Genomic DNA, 16,623 nt, shown 5'->3' on the forward strand with positions numbered 1-16,623 from the left:
GTGCGGTAAAGGAGAAACACCATGCCGAAGCCCACCAAGGGCGCCCGAATGGGCGGCGGCGCGGCGCACCAGCGCGCCATGCTGCGGAACCTGGCCACCGCTCTCTTCGAGCACGGTCGCATCACCACGACCGAGGCCAAGGCCCGCAGGCTGCGTCCGTACGCCGAGCGGCTGGTGACCAAGGCGAAGAAGGGCGACCTTCACAACCGTCGGCAGGTCATGCAGCTCATCTCGGACAAGAGCGTCGTGCACACGCTGTTCACCGAGATCGGCCCGCGGTACGAGAACCGCCCGGGCGGCTACACCCGGATCACCAAGATCGGCAACCGTCGCGGCGACAACGCCAAGATGGCCGTCATCGAGCTGGTCGAGGCGCTGACCGTGCAGCAGGAAGCGGTCGGCGAGGCCGAGGCGGCGACGAAGCGCACCGCGAAGGACGCGGCGGGCGACGAGGCGGCGGCCGGCCTGAAGAAGGACTCCGCGGAGGAGACGGCCGAGGCCGCCGACACCGCCGAGGCCGAGGACGCCAAGCCGGCGGCCGAGGCCGACGCCGGGTCCGAGGAGTCTGCCGAGGGCAAGGACGCCAAGAACGCCTGACGCGCGATTCGTGCATCACGACGGGCCCGTTCCCCTGGGGAGCGGGCCCGTCGCCTTGGCCTTGGGAGGAACTGGGCAGTGAGTGACGAGGTGGCGCCCGGCTTCGTACGGGTGCGGCTGGACCTGTCGTACGACGGGACCGGCTTCTCCGGCTGGGCCCGGCAGCGCGAGGGACAGCGGACCGTGCAGGAGGAGCTGGAAACGGCGCTGCGCGTCGTGCTGCGCCAGCCCGCGCCGTACGAGCTGACCGTGGCCGGACGAACGGACGCGGGAGTGCACGCGCGGGGGCAGGTCGCGCACGTCGACCTGCCGGCGGAGCTGTGGACAGGGCAGGGGGAACACCTCCTGCGGCGGCTCGCCGGGCGGCTCCCGCACGACATCCGGGTGTGGCGGGTCACCGAGGCGCCGCCGCACTTCAACGCCCGCTTCTCGGCGATCTGGCGCCGCTACGCCTACCGCGTCGGCGACGACCCCGCCGGCGTCGACCCGCTGCTGCGCGGCCACGTGCTGTGGCACAACCGGCCGCTCGACGCCGCCGCGATGAACGCGGCCGCGGAGCGGCTCCTCGGAGAACACGACTTCGCGGCCTTCTGCAAGCGCCGGGAGGGGGCGACGACGATCCGGCGGCTGCTGGAGCTGCGCTGGGAGCGGCGGGCGGACGGGGTGCTGGAGGCGACGGTCAAGGCGGACGCCTTCTGCCACAACATGGTGCGGGCGCTGGTCGGCGCGATGCTGTTCGTCGGCGACGGGCACCGGGAGCCGTCGTGGGTGGGGCGGGTGCTGGGGGCGGCGGTACGGGACTCGGCGGTGCAGGTCGTGCGTCCGCACGGGCTGACGCTGGAGGAGGTCGGGTACCCGGCGGCGGAGGACCTGGCGGACCGCAACCGCGCGGCGCGCCGGCTCCGCACACTGGGCGCGGGCGGGGGGTAGCCCCCGGCCCCGCCCCTTCCCGAACCCGGGGGCTGCCGCCCCCGGCCCCCGCCGCGCGGCCGCGCGCGCATCGCGGGGGCTCCGCCCCCCGGCCCCCGTGCCTGCGGCGGGTAGGGACGCTGGGCCTGGGGGGTTGTCCCGGTCCCGGCCTTTCCCGAACCCGAGGGCTGCGCCCCCGGCCCCCCGCCGCGCGGCTGCGCGCGGGGCTTGGGTGCTCCGCCCCCTGGACCCCCGGCCTCCGGCGGCACGGACGCTGGCGCGGGTGGGGCCCCGGTCCGCCCCTTCCCGAAACCGAGCGCTGCCACCCCCGGCCCCGGGCCTGCGGCCCTCCTGCCCGTAGGGCTCCGCCCTCCGCCCTCCGGCCGCCGCCCCCGGCCTGTGGACCTCCTGCCCGTTGCGCCCCCTGCCGGGTGACGTGTCCCCTCGGTGCCGTGTGGCTCGGGCCCCGGTGGCCCCCGCCTGGGTTGGGTGGGGCCATGCGTCTCGTGTCCGCCTTCTGTGCTCTCCTGCTCGTTCTCCTCGCCGGCTGCGCCGCCCCCTCCTCCCGCGCCCCCGACGCCCGCCCCGGTGCCCCCTCGCCCCGCTGTGACGGCGTCCGCGACTGTCTCGCGCGCATGACCCTCGCCGAGAAGGCCGGGCAGATGATCCAGTTGCAGAACGCCTTCCTCGACGACCCCCGCGACCTCGCCCGCCTCGGCATCGGCGCCATGCTCAGCGCCGGCGACGACGGCGGTCCCCGCGGCGGCGGCAACGACGCCGCCGCGTGGGCCGGGATGGTCGAGGGGTACCAGCGCGCCGCCATGCGCAGCCGGCTCGGGATTCCGCTGCTCTACGGTGCCGACGCCGTGCACGGCATGAGCGGCATCACCGGGTCCGTGATCTTCCCGCACCACATCGGCATGGGCGCCACCCGCGACCCCGCGCTCGTCGAGCGCGCCGAGCGGGTCGCGCGGGACGAGACGCTCGGCGCCGGGGTGCGGTGGGCGTTCACGCCGTGCGTGTGCGTGCCGCAGGACGTGCGGTGGGGGCGTACGTACGAGGGGTACGCCGAGGATCCCGGCGTCGTGGGCCGGCTCGGCGCCGCCTCCGTACGCGGGTTCCAGGGCCCCGCGCTGGGGCCCCGCTCCGTGCTCGCCACCGCCAAGCACTTCGTCGGCGACGGCGGCACCGCCTACGGCAGCGCCACCGGCGAGGGGCGGCTGCTGGACCAGGGCGACGTGCGGGTCGGCGCCGCCGAGCTGCGCCGGGTGCACCTCGCCCCGTACCGCGACGCCGTCGCCGCCGGCGTCGGCTCCGTCATGGCCGGCTACAGCAGCGTCCACGGCACGAAGACGCACGGCGACCGGCGGCTGCTCACCGGCGTGCTCAAGGGCGAGCTGGGCTTCGGCGGCTTCGTCGTCAGCGACTACGACGCCGTACAGCAGCTTCCCGGCAAGGATCTCGCCGCGCAGGTCGCGCGCGCGGTCAACGCGGGGATCGACATGGTCATGGTCTCCCGGGACCACCGCGGCGTGCACGACGCCGTCGTCCGCGGCGTCGAGCGCGGGGACATCCCGCGGCGGCGGGTGGACGATGCCGTACGGCGCATCCTGGACGCCAAGGTCCGCCTCGGGCTCTTCGACGAACCGTTCACCGACCCCGCCCTGACCGCCGAGGTCGGCTCGCCCGCGCACCGGGCGGTCGCGCGGCGGGCGGTACGGGACTCGCAGGTGCTGCTCCGCAACGAGCGCGGCGCGCTGCCGCTGCCGCGGCGCGGCCCGTACCGCATCGTCGTCGGCGGCAACGGCGCCGACGACCTGGGCCGCCAGCTCGGCGGCTGGTCCGTCGGGTGGCAGGGCGGCACGGGGCGGACGACGACGGGGACGACGTTCCTGAAGGCGCTGCGGCGGGCGACGGCCGGGACGGGCATCGAGGTGGCGACGAAGGGCCGGGGCGACGTCGCGATCTGGGTGGGCGGCGAGGATCCGTACGCGGAGTGGTTCGGGGACTCCGAGACGCTGGCGCTGGGGGAGCGGAACGAGGCGGATCTGGCGGACGTGTGCGGGCGCGCGAAGACGTGCGTGGGCGTGCTGTACTCCGGGCGGCCGGTGGTGCTGGGGGACGCGCTGGAGCGGACGGACGCCTTCGTGGCGGCGTGGCTGCCGGGGACGGAGGCGCGGGGGATCACGGACGCCCTGTTCGGGGCCGGGTTCGGCGGGCGGCTGCCGGTCACCTGGCCGCGCCGGGCGGCGGACGCGGCGACGTCCCGGGCGCCGGGCGCGGACCCGCTGTTCCGGTACGGGTACGGGCTCCGGCCGTACTGAGGGGGGCGGGGTGCGTGGGGTGGTGGCCGGGTGGCGCGGTTCCGGGTGCGGGGTCCGTACGGGATCGGCGTGCGGGCCGTACGGGACCCGTGTGCCCGTTCCGTACGGGCCCCCGCCCCCTACGCCGCCGCGAACAGTTCCCTGAACCCGTCCCGCCACGTCGGGTACGCCGGCCGCCAGCCCAGCTCGATCTTCGCCTTCTCGTTCGCCGCCCCCCTGCCCTCGGTCATCACCGTCGCCACGAACTGCCCCGCCGCGTACCGCGCCAGCCACACCGGCACCCGTCGCGGCGGCGGTGCGCCCATCGCCGCCGCCAGCCGCGGCACCCACTCCTTCTGCGCCGCCGGGTCGTCGTCGGTGATGTTGTAGAGGCCCGGCTCGCCCCGTTCCACCGCCGCGGCCGTCGCCTGTGCGGCGTCGTCGATGTGGACGAGCGACATCACGCCGTCGCCGTCGCCCACCACCGGGAAGCGCCGTTTGCGCACCATCTCCGCCTGTTCGCCGCCGGGGCAGACGGACGTGCCGGGGCCGTAGAAGCCGCCGTAGCGCAGGACGACGCCCTCGATGCCGGGGGTGGAGGTGACCGCGTCCTCCAGGTGCTTGATGGCGGCGAGGGTCTGCTCGGTGCCGGGGGGAGGGGACGTGTCGAGCGGGTCCTCCTCGGTCTTGATCCTGCTGCCCTCGCGCGCGTACGGCCAGCCGGCGAAGCTCTGCGCGACGAAGCGCCGGGTGCCGGCGTCGGCGGCGGCCGTCAGCAGGTTGTCGGTGCCCTCGGTGCGCAGCCGGTTGGTGGCGGCGAAGCCGGCGTCGAGGCGGCGGAGGTCACGGGCGCGTACGTCGATGCCGCGGGACAGGGCGGTGGCCTCGTGGACGATCACCTCGGGGGCGGTGCGCGCCACCGCCTCCCGTACGGCCGCCGCGTCGAGCGCGTCGAGCACGACCGGCTCCACGCCCGCCGCGCGCAGCCGCTTCGTCTTCGCCTCGGTCGTCGTGGTGCCGGCGACGGTGTGCCCGGCCGCGGTGAGGAGCGGGAGCAGCCGGCTGCCGAGGGCGCCGGTGGCGCCGGTGACCAGGATCTTCATGTCCCCAGCCGACCACCGCGTGCCCGGGCGCACCACGCGGACCGCGCCTTTTGGAGCCGTTCGGGGGCCGTCCGGGGGCCGCCCCGGCTGCCGCCGGCTGCCGGGGCGGGCTTCTACTGCTCGGTGGACTTCAGGGCCTGCTCCCGGCCGCGGTCCATGATGCGGCGGTAGACGTACCAGCCGGTGTCCTGCACGGCCTCTTTGGTCAGGCGGTCGTCGGTGGTGACGGCCTTGCCGTCGGAGTAGCCGGCGATGGTGAAGTAGGCGTAGCGGCCGAGGGTGTTGCTCGTCAGCCGGCAGGCGGTGGCGCGGCAGAACTCGGGCACGCCGGCGCCGGGCAGCGACTCCAGGTTGCCGGACGCCTGCTCGGCGGCGCGGCCGGCCGGGCCCTCGGCGGCGAAGACGGCGACGCCGACGGTGACGGCGGTGCCGTCGCGGGTGAACGTGGCGCGCAGGAGCCGTTCGCAGTCGTTGGCGGTGAGGACCTTGCCGAGCTTGGTGGAGGCGCCGGAGGCGCACTCGTCGGTGCTGTGGGTGGCCCTGCGCTCGTACGTGTGGCCGTCGACGGTGATCTTCGCGTTGGGGTAGAAGCTGTCGACGGTCAGCGGGGCCGTGTCCTTGTCGGCGGAGGCGATGAAGTCCCTGGGGTTCGGCGGCGGGGCCACCGACGAGAACGACGGCTCGCCCTTGCCGCTCTCGCTCCCCGCGCCGGATATCCGGTTGTCGGAGGCGCCGCTGGACGGATCGTCGTCGCCGCCGGAGGTGGTGACGACCGCCGCGGCGACGGCGCCCGCGATCACCACCGTGGCCAGCGCCCCGCCGACGATCGTCAGCAGCCGCCGCTTGCGGCGCCGCTCGGCCGCCGCGGAGTCGGCGAGCGCGCTCCAGTCGGGCGCGGGCCCGCCGGATCCCGGCGGACCGAAGCCCGATCCCTGCCCCTGCCCCCCGGGGCCGCCGTAGCCGCCCCCCTGCCCGAAGCTCATGGCGGGCATCTTAACCGGGCCCGCCGTCACCCGGACGGCGGTGTGGGGGCGTTGGGGGCGCGGGTCGTACGGGGACGGCGGTGGCCGGCGCCGTACGGAAAACCTGTTTCGCCGTTTTGCCGCGGGCCGCGAGGATGGGGGCATGGGACACCTGGAGGCCGCGCACCTGGAGTACTACCTGCCGGACGGGCGGCCGCTGCTCGGCGACGTCTCGTTCCGCGTCGGCGAGGGCGCCGCCGTGGCGCTGGTGGGGGCGAACGGGGCGGGGAAGACGACGCTGCTGCGGCTGCTCGCCGGCGAGCTGGAGCCGCACGGCGGCAGTGTGTCGACCGGCGGCGGGCTGGGCGTGATGCCACAGTTCGTCGGCTCGGTGCGCGACGAGCGTACGGTGCGGGACCTGCTGGTCTCCGTCGCGCAGCCGCGGATCCGTACGGCCGCCGCCGCCGTCGACGAGGCCGAGCTGGCGATCATGGAACGCGACGACGAGCGCGCCCAGCTCGCCTACGCGCAGGCGCTGAGCGACTGGGCGGAGGCCCGCGGCTACGAGGCCGAGACGCTGTGGGACAAGTGCACGACGGCCGCCCTGGGCGTGCCGTACGAGCGGGCCCAGTGGCGCGAGGTGCGCACGCTGTCGGGCGGTGAGCAGAAGCGGCTCGTGCTGGAGGCGCTGCTGCGCGGTACGGACGAGGTGCTGCTGCTCGACGAGCCGGACAACTACCTGGACGTACCCGGCAAGTTGTGGCTGGAGCAGCAGCTCCGCGAGACGCCGAAGACCGTGCTGTTCGTCAGCCACGACCGGGAGCTGCTGGCGCGCAGCGCGGAGAAGATCGTCAGCGTGGAGCCGAGCCCCGCGGGCAGCGACGTGTGGGTGCACGGGGGCGGCTTCGGGACGTACCACCAGGCGCGCAAGGATCGCTTCGAGCGGTTCGAGGAGCTGCGTCGGCGCTGGGACGAGGAGCACGCGAAGCTCAAGCGGCTGGTCATCATGTACAAGCAGAAGGCCGCGTTCAACTCCGACATGGCCTCGCGCTACCGGGCCGCGCAGACGCGGCTGCGGAAGTTCGAGGACGCGGGCCCGCCGCTGGCGCCGCCGCGGGAGCAGGACATCCGGATGCGGCTGCGCGGCGGCCGGACCGGGGTGCGGGCGATCACGTGCGAGGAGCTGGAGCTGACCGGGCTGATGCAGCCGTTCTCGCTGGAGGTCTTCTACGGCGAGCGGGTCGCGGTGCTCGGCTCGAACGGCTCGGGGAAGTCGCACTTCCTGCGGCTGCTGGCCGGCGGTGAGGTGGGTCACGCCGGGGCGTGGAAGCTGGGCGCGCGCGTGGTCCCGGGGCACTTCGCGCAGACGCACGCGCACCCGGAGCTGCACGGGCGCACGCTGCTGGACATCCTGTGGAAGGAGTACGCGAAGGACAAGGGCGCGGCGATGTCGGCCCTGCGCCGCTACGAGCTGGACCGGGCGGCGGAGCAGCCCTTCGACCGGCTCTCCGGCGGGCAGCAGGCGCGGTTCCAGATCCTGCTGCTGGAGCTGGAGGGGTCGACGGCGCTGCTGCTGGACGAGCCGACGGACAACCTGGACCTGGAGAGCGCCGAGGCGCTCCAGGAGGGTCTGGAGGCGTACGAGGGGACGGTGCTGGCGGTGACGCACGACCGCTGGTTCGCCCGCAGCTTCGACCGGTTCCTGCTCTTCGGCGCGGACGGCCGGGTCCGCGAGACGCCGGAGGCGGTCTGGGACGAGGGCCGGGTGGCCCGGCGGCGTTGATCTTTGCGGCCGGGTCGGGGCGCGGCTGGGGGCGGGGTGTGCGGCAGGGGGTGTTTTGACCTGGTGGCTCGCGCCCCGGTATTCTGCTGGATTGTTGTGCGTATTGGCTGCTCGTTCTCACGCGTGAGGCCGTTACGCCTGGTCCACCAGGACGATTTATCAGCGATCAGCCGTCGGTTTGCGTCGCCGGCGCGGTCTACTGCTGCCGTGATCTCCGGGTGACCTTGTCAGAGAACACCCACTGAAGAAGCGAAGGCTACGACCGTGCGTACGTACAGCCCCAAGCCCGGCGACGTCCAGCGTCAGTGGCACGTCATCGACGCCACCGACGTGGTGCTCGGCCGCCTGGCCTCCCAGGTCGCCCAGTTGCTGCGAGGCAAGCACAAGCCGGTGTACGCGCCTCACGTCGACGCTGGTGACTTCGTCATCATCATCAACGCCGACAAGGTGCACCTCTCCGGCAACAAGCGGACCCAGAAGCTGGCCTACCGCCACTCCGGCTACCCCGGCGGTCTCCGTTCCGTCCGCTACGACGAACTGATGGACAAGAACCCGGAGAAGGCCGTCGAGAAGGCCGTCCGCGGCATGCTGCCGAAGAACACCCTGGGCCGCCAGATGCTCAGCAAGCTGAAGGTGTACCGCGGTGCCGAGCACCCGCACGCCGCTCAGCAGCCGGTCCCGTTCGAGATCACCCAGGTCGCGCAGTAAGTCCCGGCCACACCCCCTAGAGACAGAGAAGCTGAGGAGAATCGTGGCTGAGACCACCGCTGAGGCGCCCGTCGAGGACGTCGAGGAGTACACCACCGAGACGCCCGCCGAGGACTACACCACCGAGTCCGCCGCGGCCCGCTTCGGCGACCCGCAGCCGGCCGCGGGCACCGGCCGCCGCAAGAACGCCATCGCCCGGGTGCGCATCGTCCCGGGCTCCGGCAAGTGGAAGATCAACGGCCGCACCCTTGAGGGCTACTTCCCGAACAAGGTGCACCAGCAGGAAGTCAACGAGCCCTTCAAGGTGCTGGAGCTGGACGACCGTTACGACGTCGTCGCCCGCATCGCCGGCGGCGGCATCTCCGGCCAGGCCGGCGCGCTGCGCCTGGGCGTGGCCCGGGCGCTGAACGAGGCGGACGCGGACAACAACCGCGGTGCCCTGAAGAAGGCCGGCTTCCTGACCCGTGACGACCGTGCGGTCGAGCGGAAGAAGGCCGGTCTGAAGAAGGCCCGTAAGGGAACGCAGTACAGCAAGCGCTGATCATCGTACTGCTACTGTGCTCAGCCCCGGCGGCCCCCGGAGAGATCCGGGTGGGCGCCGGGGCGCGCTTGTATGGTCGGCATACGGTCGGCGGGTATGGTCACGTGAGGACTTTTAACGGTCCGTAGCCGATCGTATCCGCTCAGGTTTGAGCATTCGGGAGCACTCGGAGGAGATCAGTGGGACGACTCTTCGGCACCGATGGCGTGCGCGGCGTGGCCAACGCGGACCTCACCGCGGAGATGGCCCTCGGGTTGTCGGTGGCGGCGGCACACGTGCTCGCCATCGCCGACTCGGCCCAGCCGCCCGGCCAGCGCCCGAAGGCGGTGGTCGGACGCGATCCACGGGCGTCCGGAGAGTTCCTGGAGGCGGCCGTCGTCGCCGGTCTGGCCAGCGCGGGCGTCGACGTGCTGCGCGTCGGCGTGCTGCCGACCCCCGCGGTCGCGTACCTCACCGGCGCACTCGGCGCCGACCTCGGCGTGATGCTCTCCGCCAGCCACAACCCCATGCCCGACAACGGCGTGAAGTTCATCGCCCGCGGCGGCCACAAGCTCTCCGACGAGCTGGAAGACGACATCGAGGCGCTCTTCCACAAGCACGAGCGGGGCGAGCCCTGGGAGCGCCCGACCGGCGCCGGAGTCGGCCGCGTCCAGCGCTACGAGCAGGGCTTCGACCGCTACGTCGCCCATCTGCTCGGCGTCCTGCCGCACCGCCTCGACGGGCTCAAGGTCGTCGTCGACGGCGCCCACGGCGCCGCCGCCCGCGTCTCCCCGGAGGCGTTCCAGCGGGCCGGCGCCGAGGTGATCCCCATCGGCACCGACCCCACCGGCCTCAACATCAACGACGGCTACGGCTCCACCCACCTCGACCAGCTCAGCGCCACCGTCCTCGAACACGGCGCCGACCTGGGCATCGCCCACGACGGCGACGCCGACCGCTGCCTCGCGGTCGACGCCGCCGGCCAGGAGATCGACGGCGACCAGATCCTCGCCGTACTCGCCCTCGGCCTGCGCGAGGACGGCCGGCTGCGCAAGAACACCGTCGTCGCCACCGTCATGTCCAACCTCGGCTTCAAGCTCGCCCTGGAGCGCGAGGGCGTGGAGCTGATCCAGACCGCGGTCGGCGACCGCTACGTCCTGGAGGAGATGAAGCGCGGCGGCTACGCGCTCGGCGGCGAGCAGTCCGGCCACGTCATCGTCCTCGACCACGCCACCACCGGCGACGGCACCCTGACCGGGCTGCTGCTCGCCTCCCGGGTGGCCGCCAGCGGCCGGCCGCTGGCGGAGCTGGCGGCGGTGATGGAGCGGCTGCCGCAGGTGCTGATCAACGTACGGGACGTGGACAAGGCCCGGGTCGCCAGCTCGCCCGAGCTGCGCCAGGCGGTCCTGGAGGCGGAGCGCGAGCTGGGCGCCACGGGGCGCGTGCTGCTGCGGTCCTCCGGTACGGAGCCGGTGGTGCGGGTCATGGTGGAGGCCGCCGACATCGACCAGGCGCGGTCGGTGGCGGGGCGGCTGGCCGACGTGGTGAAGTCGGCGCTGGGCTGAGGGCAGTTGCCGCTTCTACGGGGCCGGGGGTGCGCCTCCGGCCCCGTACGCGTACGGGCGGTCAGAACCGCCGGTGCGTGTGGTGGGCCGCCCGCGTCTGCTGGAGGTGCTGACCGAGCGTCTGCTGCGTGTGCCGGGCCCAGTACGCCTTCTGCACCAGCAGGGTCAGCGTGCCCGCGACGACGATGCCCAGCAGGTTGAGCAGCAACTGCTCGGACGAGCCGCGGGCCTGGTCCCACTCGCCGTAGCTGAGCGCGATCGCGGCGTTCGCCGCCGCCGGCACCGTCGTCACCGAGATGGCGACGCCCACCAGCGCCCCCGACTTCGACGACGTCAGCGACAGCGTGCCCGCGGTGCCCGCCAGCACGGCCACGATGAACGAGTACGCGTCCGGCGCGAAGATGAAGCCCGTCTGCGGGCGGTCCGCGTCCAGATCCGTCTCCGCGAACAGCCCGAAGGCGTCCATCACCAGGCTGAACCCCACCGTCAGCGCCATCGCCACCGCGAACCCGGCGAGCAGCGCCCCCAGCGACCGCACCGCCAGCCGCGACCGCCACTGCACCAGTGCCACGCACAGCCCCGCCACCGGCCCGAACTCCGGCCCCACGGCCATCGCCCCCACGATGAGGATCGCGCTGTCGATCATCACCCCGCAGGCGGCGAGCAGCGTGGCGACGCCGAGCATGGCGAGGTACGTGATCGACAGCGTCGACTCCTCCTGCGTCTCCTCGACCAGCGACTCCCACACCACGGCGTCCGCCGCCTCGCCCGGCGCGGCCTCCTCGGCCACGTCGGCGCGGCGCGAGAGCGTCAGGTCGACCTGGTCGACGCAGACCGCCCCGTCGTCGTACAGCCCGCGCCGGCGCAGTTCCTGAAGCAGCTTGTCGGCGGCCTCGCGGGCGACGTCGCACAGCACGACGTCGCCCTCGGGGTCGAGGGAGGCGCCGCGGAGGACGGCGAGGTGGGCGGTGCCGACGGTCTTGTGCAGGAGCCCGACGACCTCTTCGGTACGGGCGGCGGGGCACTGGATCCGCAGGTGCAGCATGGGCCGAGGTTAGCGGGTGCCGGTGGAGGCGGTTCCGTACAACTGCCGTACGGCCGAGGTGACCTGGCCGCAGGTCGTGGTGCGGACAGCGGCGGAGTGGGCGCGACGGCTGCGGGCCTCGCTACAGCTTGCGGAGGGACAGCCGCCGGACCTTGTGGTCCGGGCCCTTGCGCAGGACGAGGGTGGCGCGGCCACGGGTCGGGGCGATGTTCTGGCGCAGGTTGGGCTCGTTGATCGTGCGCCAGTTGCGTGTTCCGTACGCCATCGCCTCGGCCTCCGGCACCTCGGCGTAGCGGCTGAAGTACGACAGGGGGTTCTGGAAGGCGGTCTCGCGCAGCTTGCGGAACCGCTCGGTGTACCAGCGCTCGATGTCCTCGATGCGGGCGTCGACGTACACGCTGAAGTCGAAGAAGTCGGCGAGGGCGACGCGGGTGCGGCCGTCGTGGCCGGGGAGCGCGGGCTGGAGCACGTTCAGGCCCTCGACGATCAGTATGTCCGGGCTCTGCACCTTCAGCCGCTCGCCGGGGACGATGTCGTACGTGAGGTGGGAGTAGACGGGCGCGGTGACCTCGTCCTTGCCGGACTTCACGTCGGCGACGAAGCGGGTCAGCGCGCGCCGGTCGTACGACTCGGGGAACCCCTTGCGCGCCATCAGCCCGCGGGCCTCCAGCTCGGCGTTGGGCAGCAGGAAGCCGTCGGTGGTGACGAGTTCCACACGCGGGTGCTCGGGCCAGCGCGCGAGCAGCGCCTGGAGCAGCCGCGCGACGGTCGACTTGCCGACGGCCACGCTGCCGGCGATCCCGATGACGAACGGCGTGCCGGACTGCGGGCCCGCGGTTTCGCCGGGGCCGCCGAGGAAGGTGTTGACGGCGTGCCGGAGGCCGTGGGTGGCGCCGACATAGAGGTTGAGCAGCCGGGAGAGCGGCAGGTAGACGTCCCGTACCTCGTCCAGGTCGATCACGTCGCCGAGGCCGCGCAGCCGCTCGACCTCGGCGGCGGACAGCGGCAGCGGCGTCCGGTCCCGCAGGGCGCTCCACTCGGCGCGGGAGAGGTCGACGTAGGGGGAGGGGCTGTGCGTGCTCATCGGCGAGGCCACGGGGCCATTGTGCGCGGGGGCGGGGCGGGGTGCGCGGGCGGGTCGTGCCGTAGCCCTAGGCGGCGCCGGGGCGGAGGGCTAGGGTCCGGATACGTATTCGATTCTTGGGGGACGAGATGTCGGTACTAGTGGCCGTATGGCACCGGAGATCGGGCCGCCTCGCGGCGGCGGGCGCCCGGCGGCGGCGGGCCCGGAGCACCCGGGAGGAGTTCGCGGGCCGCGTCCGCGGCGACCTCGCGGCGGACCTGCCGGACGAGGACCTGGGGGAGGACCTGGTCGAGTCGCTGGACCTCTACCGCATGGGCAGCAAGCCGCGGTGCGAGGAAGTGGAGTACCTGAACCTGCTGAACGAGGCGGTGGAACGGATGGCGTGGGGCAGATAGCCCGCGCTCACCCCTCACCCCTCGGCGATGACGACGGCGGAGGCGACCCCGGCGTCGTGACTCAGCGACACGTGCCACGTGCGCACCCCCAGCTCGGCGGCCCGCGCGGCGACGGTCCCGCGCACGCGCAGATGCGGCCGGCCGTTGTCGTGGACGCACACCTCGGCGTCGTGCCAGTGCAGCCCGGGCGGCGCCCCCAGCGCCTTGGCCAGCGCCTCCTTCGCCGCAAACCGCACCGCCAGCGAAGCCACCCCCCGCCGCGCCCCGTCGGGCAACACCTGCTCGGCGGGCAGGAACAACCGGTCGAGCAACTCCGGCGTCCGCTCCAACGCGGCCCCGAACCGCGCCACCTCGGCGACATCGATGCCGACCCCGACGATTCCGCTCATGCGCGGCAGACTAACCGCTCCCGCTCCACCGAACACCGCGGTCACGGCGAACCCCCACCTCCGGCCCCGTTTCCGCCGGGGCGGCCCCGTACGGAACGACGGCCCGTGCGGACGGATGACGTGGGGCGGCGCCATCGACGTCCACTTGCAGCCGGCCGCCGCCGCGGGTGACCCGCACGAGGAAGCGCCGGCCGGGCACACGGCCGTGGCGTACGGCCCAGCCAAGCGGACCTCAGCCAGTTCCGCCTATCGGGTACTCGTCGCTCCGTTCCCACAACTCCCCGGGCGTGACGCCCTCTTCGCACACCAGCGGCCTTCCGCCGGCGTCGTACGCCGTGTGCAGGTCCACCGCGACCGCCAGCGGCAGCGGGCGCTCCAACCGCTCCGCCTCCGCCGCCGTGGCCAGCCGTACGGTGACGAGGTCGACGCCGCGGGCCGGGGCGCGGCCGGTCCGGCGGGTGACGTAGTGCGTGGTGCCCTCCGCGAGCGGGCCCGACTGGGCGAGCCGGGGGCACTGCTCGGCCACGTCCGGGGGAAACCATGCGCTCACGTACGTCAGCGGCGTGTTGTCCTCCAGTACCACCAGCCGGTCCCGGCGCAGCGCCCGCTGCCCCGGCCCCAGCCCCAGCGCCTGCGCCACCTGCGGCGGAGGCTCCTCGTGGCCGGGACGCCCCACGCGGCGGAACGGGTGGCCGCCCGCCAGCCGGCTGTTTCCCGAGGCCCGGTGCCCGGCGGGCCGGGCCAGCGGCGTGTCCACGACCCGGAAGCCCTGGCCCTGCCGCTCCCGGTCGATCACCCCGTCCAGTCGCAGCACGTCCATGGCCTTGATGGCGGTGGCGCGCGACACGCCCCAGCGCTCGCACAACTCCCGTTGCGAAGGCACCAACGCGCCCGGCGCCAACTCGCCGTCGGTGATCCGCGCCCGGATCCAGTCCGCGATCTGCTCGTACTTCAGCGTGGCCATGGGCCCTCCAGATACCGTCCCGCGAACTGGACTGGTCCACCGGTCTAAGAGCATTGCCGACATGAGTGCTGCGCCCCAAGTCGCTCCCGAGATCCTGCACTTCTACGGCACCGACTTCGACGAGGCCACGCGGCTGACCGGTACCGGCGACGGGCGGTTGGAGTTGGTGCGCACGCGGGAGCTGCTGCGGCGGCATCTGCCGCCGGCGCCCGCCGACGTGCTCGACGTGGGCGGCGGGCCCGGGGTGCACGCGGCGTGGCTGGTCGGGGACGGGTACCGGGTGCACCTTGTCGACCCCGTGCCGCGGCACGTCGAGGCCGCCGCCGCGGCCGGGGTCAGGGCCGAGCAGGGCGATGCCCGTGCGCTGCCGGTGGGCGACGGTTCGTACGACGTCACCCTCGTCCTCGGGCCGCTGTACCACCTGCTGGAGCGCGACGAGCGCGACCGGGCCCTCGCCGAGGCCCGCCGCGTCACCCGCCCGGGCGGTCTCGTCGCGGCCGCGGCGATCGGCCGGTACGCCTCGGTCTTCGAGCACACCGCCACCGCGCTGCTCGCCGGGGACCGCGTCCACGACGCCGTGCGCGACATCCTGGCCACCGGCCGCCACGACCCCGGCCGCAAGGGCTTCACGGCCGCCTACTTCCACACGGCGGCGGGCCTGGCGGGCGAACTGCGTGACGCGGGGCTGGGCGAGGTGACCGTGTACGGCGTCGAGGGGCCGGGCTGGGGGCAGGTCAAGGCCGTCGAGCAGCAGGCGGGCGGGTGTTGGCCGAGGGACATCCGGTGTTCGAGGCCGCGTTGCGGGCGGCGCGGCTGGCCGACGGGTACCCGGAGCTGCTGACCGCCGCGTCGCACCTGCTGGCGGTGGCAAGGCTTTGAACGGGCGGGCGGGTCTCGCTTCCTTGTCATCGCAGTCACGGTCGTCCCGGGAGATTCCGTGCCGGACGCCGTGCGACGCCGGGTTCAGCCTGTTGTTCGGCGTATGGACGTCGGGGGTTCGCTCCCGAGGACCTCGTCGTCCCCCTGAAAGAGACCCACGTAGGCGTTGACCACGTCCGGGACATCGGGCAGGTGCCCGGTTCTGTCCTCGCCTGTGTGCGCGTCCAGCATCAGGGGGTCGTCTTCGGTTCCGGCGTAGACGATGCCGTGCCAGGCGGTGGAGATGGGGGGCGCGAAGCGGTCTTGTGTGGGGAGTTGCCAGAGCACCTTGCCGGACGTCGTGTCCAGGGCGAACGAAGCGGGTTGGCCGTACTCCTGCTTGAAGCAGACGGCTGTCGACTCGTCGTCGTAGACGCAGCGGTCCGGCACCGCGAAGAACTCGGGGGAGGCCACTTGCCCGCCGTCCGCGAGATCTACGACCCTGCCGCCCCCGTCGTAAGTCGTGTCTACACCCCGCGTGATCAGAAGGCGGCGTGGTCCGATCCGGGATGCATGCAGATTCTCCTCCGGCTCGCCGGAGGTCCACTCACGCTTGCCGTCGCTCATACGAAGGCCGTGCAACTGTTGCGCTCCCCCATCTTCGCTCCTGGTCAGGGCGACGATTCCCTCCCCGACGGCGACGACGTCCTGCGCGTCTCCGTCCGTCCTCCAGATGGTTTTGCGTGTGGTGAGGTCCACCGCCCGTATGTCCAAGCCGGCGTCGACGATCGCGATACCGTCGTCGGCGCCGATGACCGACCCGTCGTCGGACTCGGAGAATCCGGGTTCCGCGCCGGCGATCTCGGCACTCCATATGGTCTTGTGGGTGCGGGCGTCCACCACGAGCATCTCGACCGCGTCCTTGTCGGTGTGGGTTCCGCTGCCGGGTGTGGAAACCGGCAGGAGCGCCACCGCGACCTGCTTGCCCTGCATTTCGGTGAGGACAGGGCGGCCGAAGTGCGGCGATATGGCGGGAGGCCGGCCCTTTGGCCGGATGACCGTGCTTTTCTCGGTCGTCAGGTCCAGGGCTGTGAGTTCGTTGGGCCCGGTGATCCACGCGGTGGTGCCGTCCAGCGTCGCCCGGCTCAGGTCTCCCGGGAGAACCAGTTCCTCTCCGCTGAATTTCGTCACCGGGTCGTACGCGCGCGGCGGGGCCGAGGGAGTCGTACCCGTCGGCTTCCGAGAAGTGGGGTTCTTACGGCTGCTCTCGGTGTCCTTGTCGGTCGCCGTGCAACCCAGGAGCAGAGTCAAGCCCATAGCCGCGCAGCCGACATCGACAGCCAGCTTCCTGAGCCATAAGCGTCGCGATTTCGCCACCGGTTCTCCGTACGGGCAGGAAGACGGGTTGGCGGCACCGCGGAGTTCTCAGTCCCCCCAC

The 16,623-nt window shown here is 73.4% G+C and carries 15 protein-coding genes and 1 pseudogene; 9 read left to right on the forward strand and 7 right to left on the reverse strand.

Translation table 11 applies throughout. The features are described 5' to 3' along the window. Nucleotides 1-21 precede the first annotated feature (21 nt). From rplQ to QBL21_RS04050, 3 genes are all read left to right on the forward strand, one after another. Complete coding sequence (gene rplQ / locus QBL21_RS04040) at nucleotides 22-597, forward strand: 50S ribosomal protein L17 (RefSeq protein WP_407560580.1); 576 nt, start codon at nucleotides 22-24, stop codon at nucleotides 595-597. 78 nt (nucleotides 598-675) lie between these two features. Next, complete coding sequence (gene truA / locus QBL21_RS04045) at nucleotides 676-1,527, forward strand: tRNA pseudouridine(38-40) synthase TruA (protein WP_407560581.1); 852 nt, start codon at nucleotides 676-678, stop codon at nucleotides 1,525-1,527. Nucleotides 1,528-2,003: 476 nt separating this feature from the next. Continuing rightward, nucleotides 2,004-3,830 carry a glycoside hydrolase family 3 protein gene (locus tag QBL21_RS04050; RefSeq protein WP_407560582.1) on the forward strand — a complete coding sequence of 609 codons (1,827 nt, stop codon included), beginning with the start codon at nucleotides 2,004-2,006 and terminating at the stop codon, nucleotides 3,828-3,830. A 119-nt stretch (nucleotides 3,831-3,949) separates the two neighbouring features. On the opposite strand, the gene QBL21_RS04055 is transcribed toward QBL21_RS04050, so the two are convergent. Together QBL21_RS04055 and QBL21_RS04060 are read right to left on the reverse strand one after the other, a co-directional pair. Continuing rightward, complete coding sequence (locus tag QBL21_RS04055) at nucleotides 3,950-4,912, reverse strand: NAD-dependent epimerase/dehydratase family protein (protein ID WP_407560583.1); 963 nt, start codon at nucleotides 4,910-4,912, stop codon at nucleotides 3,950-3,952. Between the two features lie 113 nt (nucleotides 4,913-5,025). Next, nucleotides 5,026-5,895: a hypothetical protein gene (locus tag QBL21_RS04060; RefSeq protein WP_407560584.1), complete on the reverse strand. Its 870-nt coding sequence runs from the start codon at nucleotides 5,893-5,895 to the stop codon at nucleotides 5,026-5,028. 142 nt (nucleotides 5,896-6,037) lie between these two features. Here QBL21_RS04060 and QBL21_RS04065 point away from each other — a divergent pair, with 142 nt between their 5' ends. The 4 genes from QBL21_RS04065 (at nucleotide 6,038) to glmM (ending at nucleotide 10,450) form a co-directional block, all read left to right on the forward strand. Beyond that, nucleotides 6,038-7,657, forward strand: coding sequence for an ABC-F family ATP-binding cassette domain-containing protein (locus QBL21_RS04065; RefSeq protein WP_407560585.1), 1,620 nt, complete (start codon nucleotides 6,038-6,040; stop codon nucleotides 7,655-7,657). 264 nt (nucleotides 7,658-7,921) lie between these two features. Then, complete coding sequence (rplM, locus tag QBL21_RS04070) at nucleotides 7,922-8,365, forward strand: 50S ribosomal protein L13 (RefSeq protein WP_407560586.1); 444 nt, start codon at nucleotides 7,922-7,924, stop codon at nucleotides 8,363-8,365. A 43-nt stretch (nucleotides 8,366-8,408) separates the two neighbouring features. Next, on the forward strand, nucleotides 8,409-8,906 hold the full coding sequence (gene rpsI / locus QBL21_RS04075; protein WP_407560587.1) for a 30S ribosomal protein S9: 498 nt from the start codon (nucleotides 8,409-8,411) through the stop codon (nucleotides 8,904-8,906). Nucleotides 8,907-9,085: 179 nt separating this feature from the next. Next, a complete protein-coding gene (gene glmM / locus QBL21_RS04080) occupies nucleotides 9,086-10,450 on the forward strand; it encodes a phosphoglucosamine mutase (protein WP_407560588.1) in 1,365 nt (454 codons plus the stop codon). 61 nt (nucleotides 10,451-10,511) lie between these two features. Here glmM and QBL21_RS04085 read toward each other — a convergent pair whose 3' ends face one another. Together QBL21_RS04085 and coaA are read right to left on the reverse strand one after the other, a co-directional pair. Further along, on the reverse strand, nucleotides 10,512-11,495 hold the full coding sequence (locus QBL21_RS04085; protein ID WP_407560589.1) for a DUF389 domain-containing protein: 984 nt from the start codon (nucleotides 11,493-11,495) through the stop codon (nucleotides 10,512-10,514). A 121-nt stretch (nucleotides 11,496-11,616) separates the two neighbouring features. After that, nucleotides 11,617-12,579, reverse strand: a complete 963-nt coding sequence (gene coaA / locus QBL21_RS04090; protein ID WP_407566295.1) for a type I pantothenate kinase — start codon at nucleotides 12,577-12,579, stop codon at nucleotides 11,617-11,619. 128 nt (nucleotides 12,580-12,707) lie between these two features. Between coaA and QBL21_RS04095 the strand changes: the two genes are divergently transcribed. Further along, entirely contained in the window at nucleotides 12,708-12,974 is a 267-nt protein-coding gene (locus QBL21_RS04095; protein WP_407560590.1) for a hypothetical protein, read from the forward strand. 14 nt (nucleotides 12,975-12,988) lie between these two features. On the opposite strand, the gene QBL21_RS04100 is transcribed toward QBL21_RS04095, so the two are convergent. Beyond that, the gene (locus QBL21_RS04100) at nucleotides 12,989-13,363 is read right to left on the reverse strand and encodes a holo-ACP synthase (protein WP_407560591.1); all 375 of its coding nucleotides are present in this window, start codon (nucleotides 13,361-13,363) and stop codon (nucleotides 12,989-12,991) included. 232 nt (nucleotides 13,364-13,595) lie between these two features. Beyond that, complete coding sequence (locus QBL21_RS04105; protein WP_407560592.1) at nucleotides 13,596-14,327, reverse strand: GntR family transcriptional regulator; 732 nt, start codon at nucleotides 14,325-14,327, stop codon at nucleotides 13,596-13,598. A gap of 61 nt (nucleotides 14,328-14,388) precedes the next feature. Here QBL21_RS04105 and QBL21_RS04110 point away from each other — a divergent pair. Beyond that, a pseudogene (locus tag QBL21_RS04110) lies at nucleotides 14,389-15,206 on the forward strand (class I SAM-dependent methyltransferase). Nucleotides 15,207-15,290: 84 nt separating this feature from the next. Here the strand turns inward: QBL21_RS04110 and QBL21_RS04115 are convergent. Beyond that, nucleotides 15,291-16,562: a PQQ-binding-like beta-propeller repeat protein gene (locus QBL21_RS04115; protein WP_407560593.1), complete on the reverse strand. Its 1,272-nt coding sequence runs from the start codon at nucleotides 16,560-16,562 to the stop codon at nucleotides 15,291-15,293. Between the last annotated feature and the right edge of the window lie 61 nt (nucleotides 16,563-16,623).

This window comes from Streptomyces sp. 184 (assembly GCF_045781775.1).
GTDB lineage: Bacteria > Actinomycetota > Actinomycetes > Streptomycetales > Streptomycetaceae > Streptomyces.

Excerpts from the sequence above, each read along its gene's own strand:
- rplQ (WP_407560580.1), top strand. The coding sequence starts at position 22 with ATGCCGAAGCCCACCAAGGGCGCCCGAATGGGCGGCGGCGCGGCGCAC.
- QBL21_RS04050 (WP_407560582.1), top strand. The coding sequence starts at position 2,004 with ATGCGTCTCGTGTCCGCCTTCTGTGCTCTCCTGCTCGTTCTCCTCGCC.
- QBL21_RS04055 (WP_407560583.1), bottom strand. The coding sequence starts at position 4,912 with ATGAAGATCCTGGTCACCGGCGCCACCGGCGCCCTCGGCAGCCGGCTG.
- QBL21_RS04060 (WP_407560584.1), bottom strand. The coding sequence starts at position 5,895 with ATGAGCTTCGGGCAGGGGGGCGGCTACGGCGGCCCCGGGGGGCAGGGG.
- QBL21_RS04065 (WP_407560585.1), top strand. The coding sequence starts at position 6,038 with ATGGGACACCTGGAGGCCGCGCACCTGGAGTACTACCTGCCGGACGGG.
- QBL21_RS04085 (WP_407560589.1), bottom strand. The coding sequence starts at position 11,495 with ATGCTGCACCTGCGGATCCAGTGCCCCGCCGCCCGTACCGAAGAGGTC.
- coaA (WP_407566295.1), bottom strand. The coding sequence starts at position 12,579 with ATGAGCACGCACAGCCCCTCCCCCTACGTCGACCTCTCCCGCGCCGAG.
- QBL21_RS04095 (WP_407560590.1), top strand. The coding sequence starts at position 12,708 with ATGTCGGTACTAGTGGCCGTATGGCACCGGAGATCGGGCCGCCTCGCG.
- QBL21_RS04100 (WP_407560591.1), bottom strand. The coding sequence starts at position 13,363 with ATGAGCGGAATCGTCGGGGTCGGCATCGATGTCGCCGAGGTGGCGCGG.
- QBL21_RS04105 (WP_407560592.1), bottom strand. The coding sequence starts at position 14,327 with ATGGCCACGCTGAAGTACGAGCAGATCGCGGACTGGATCCGGGCGCGG.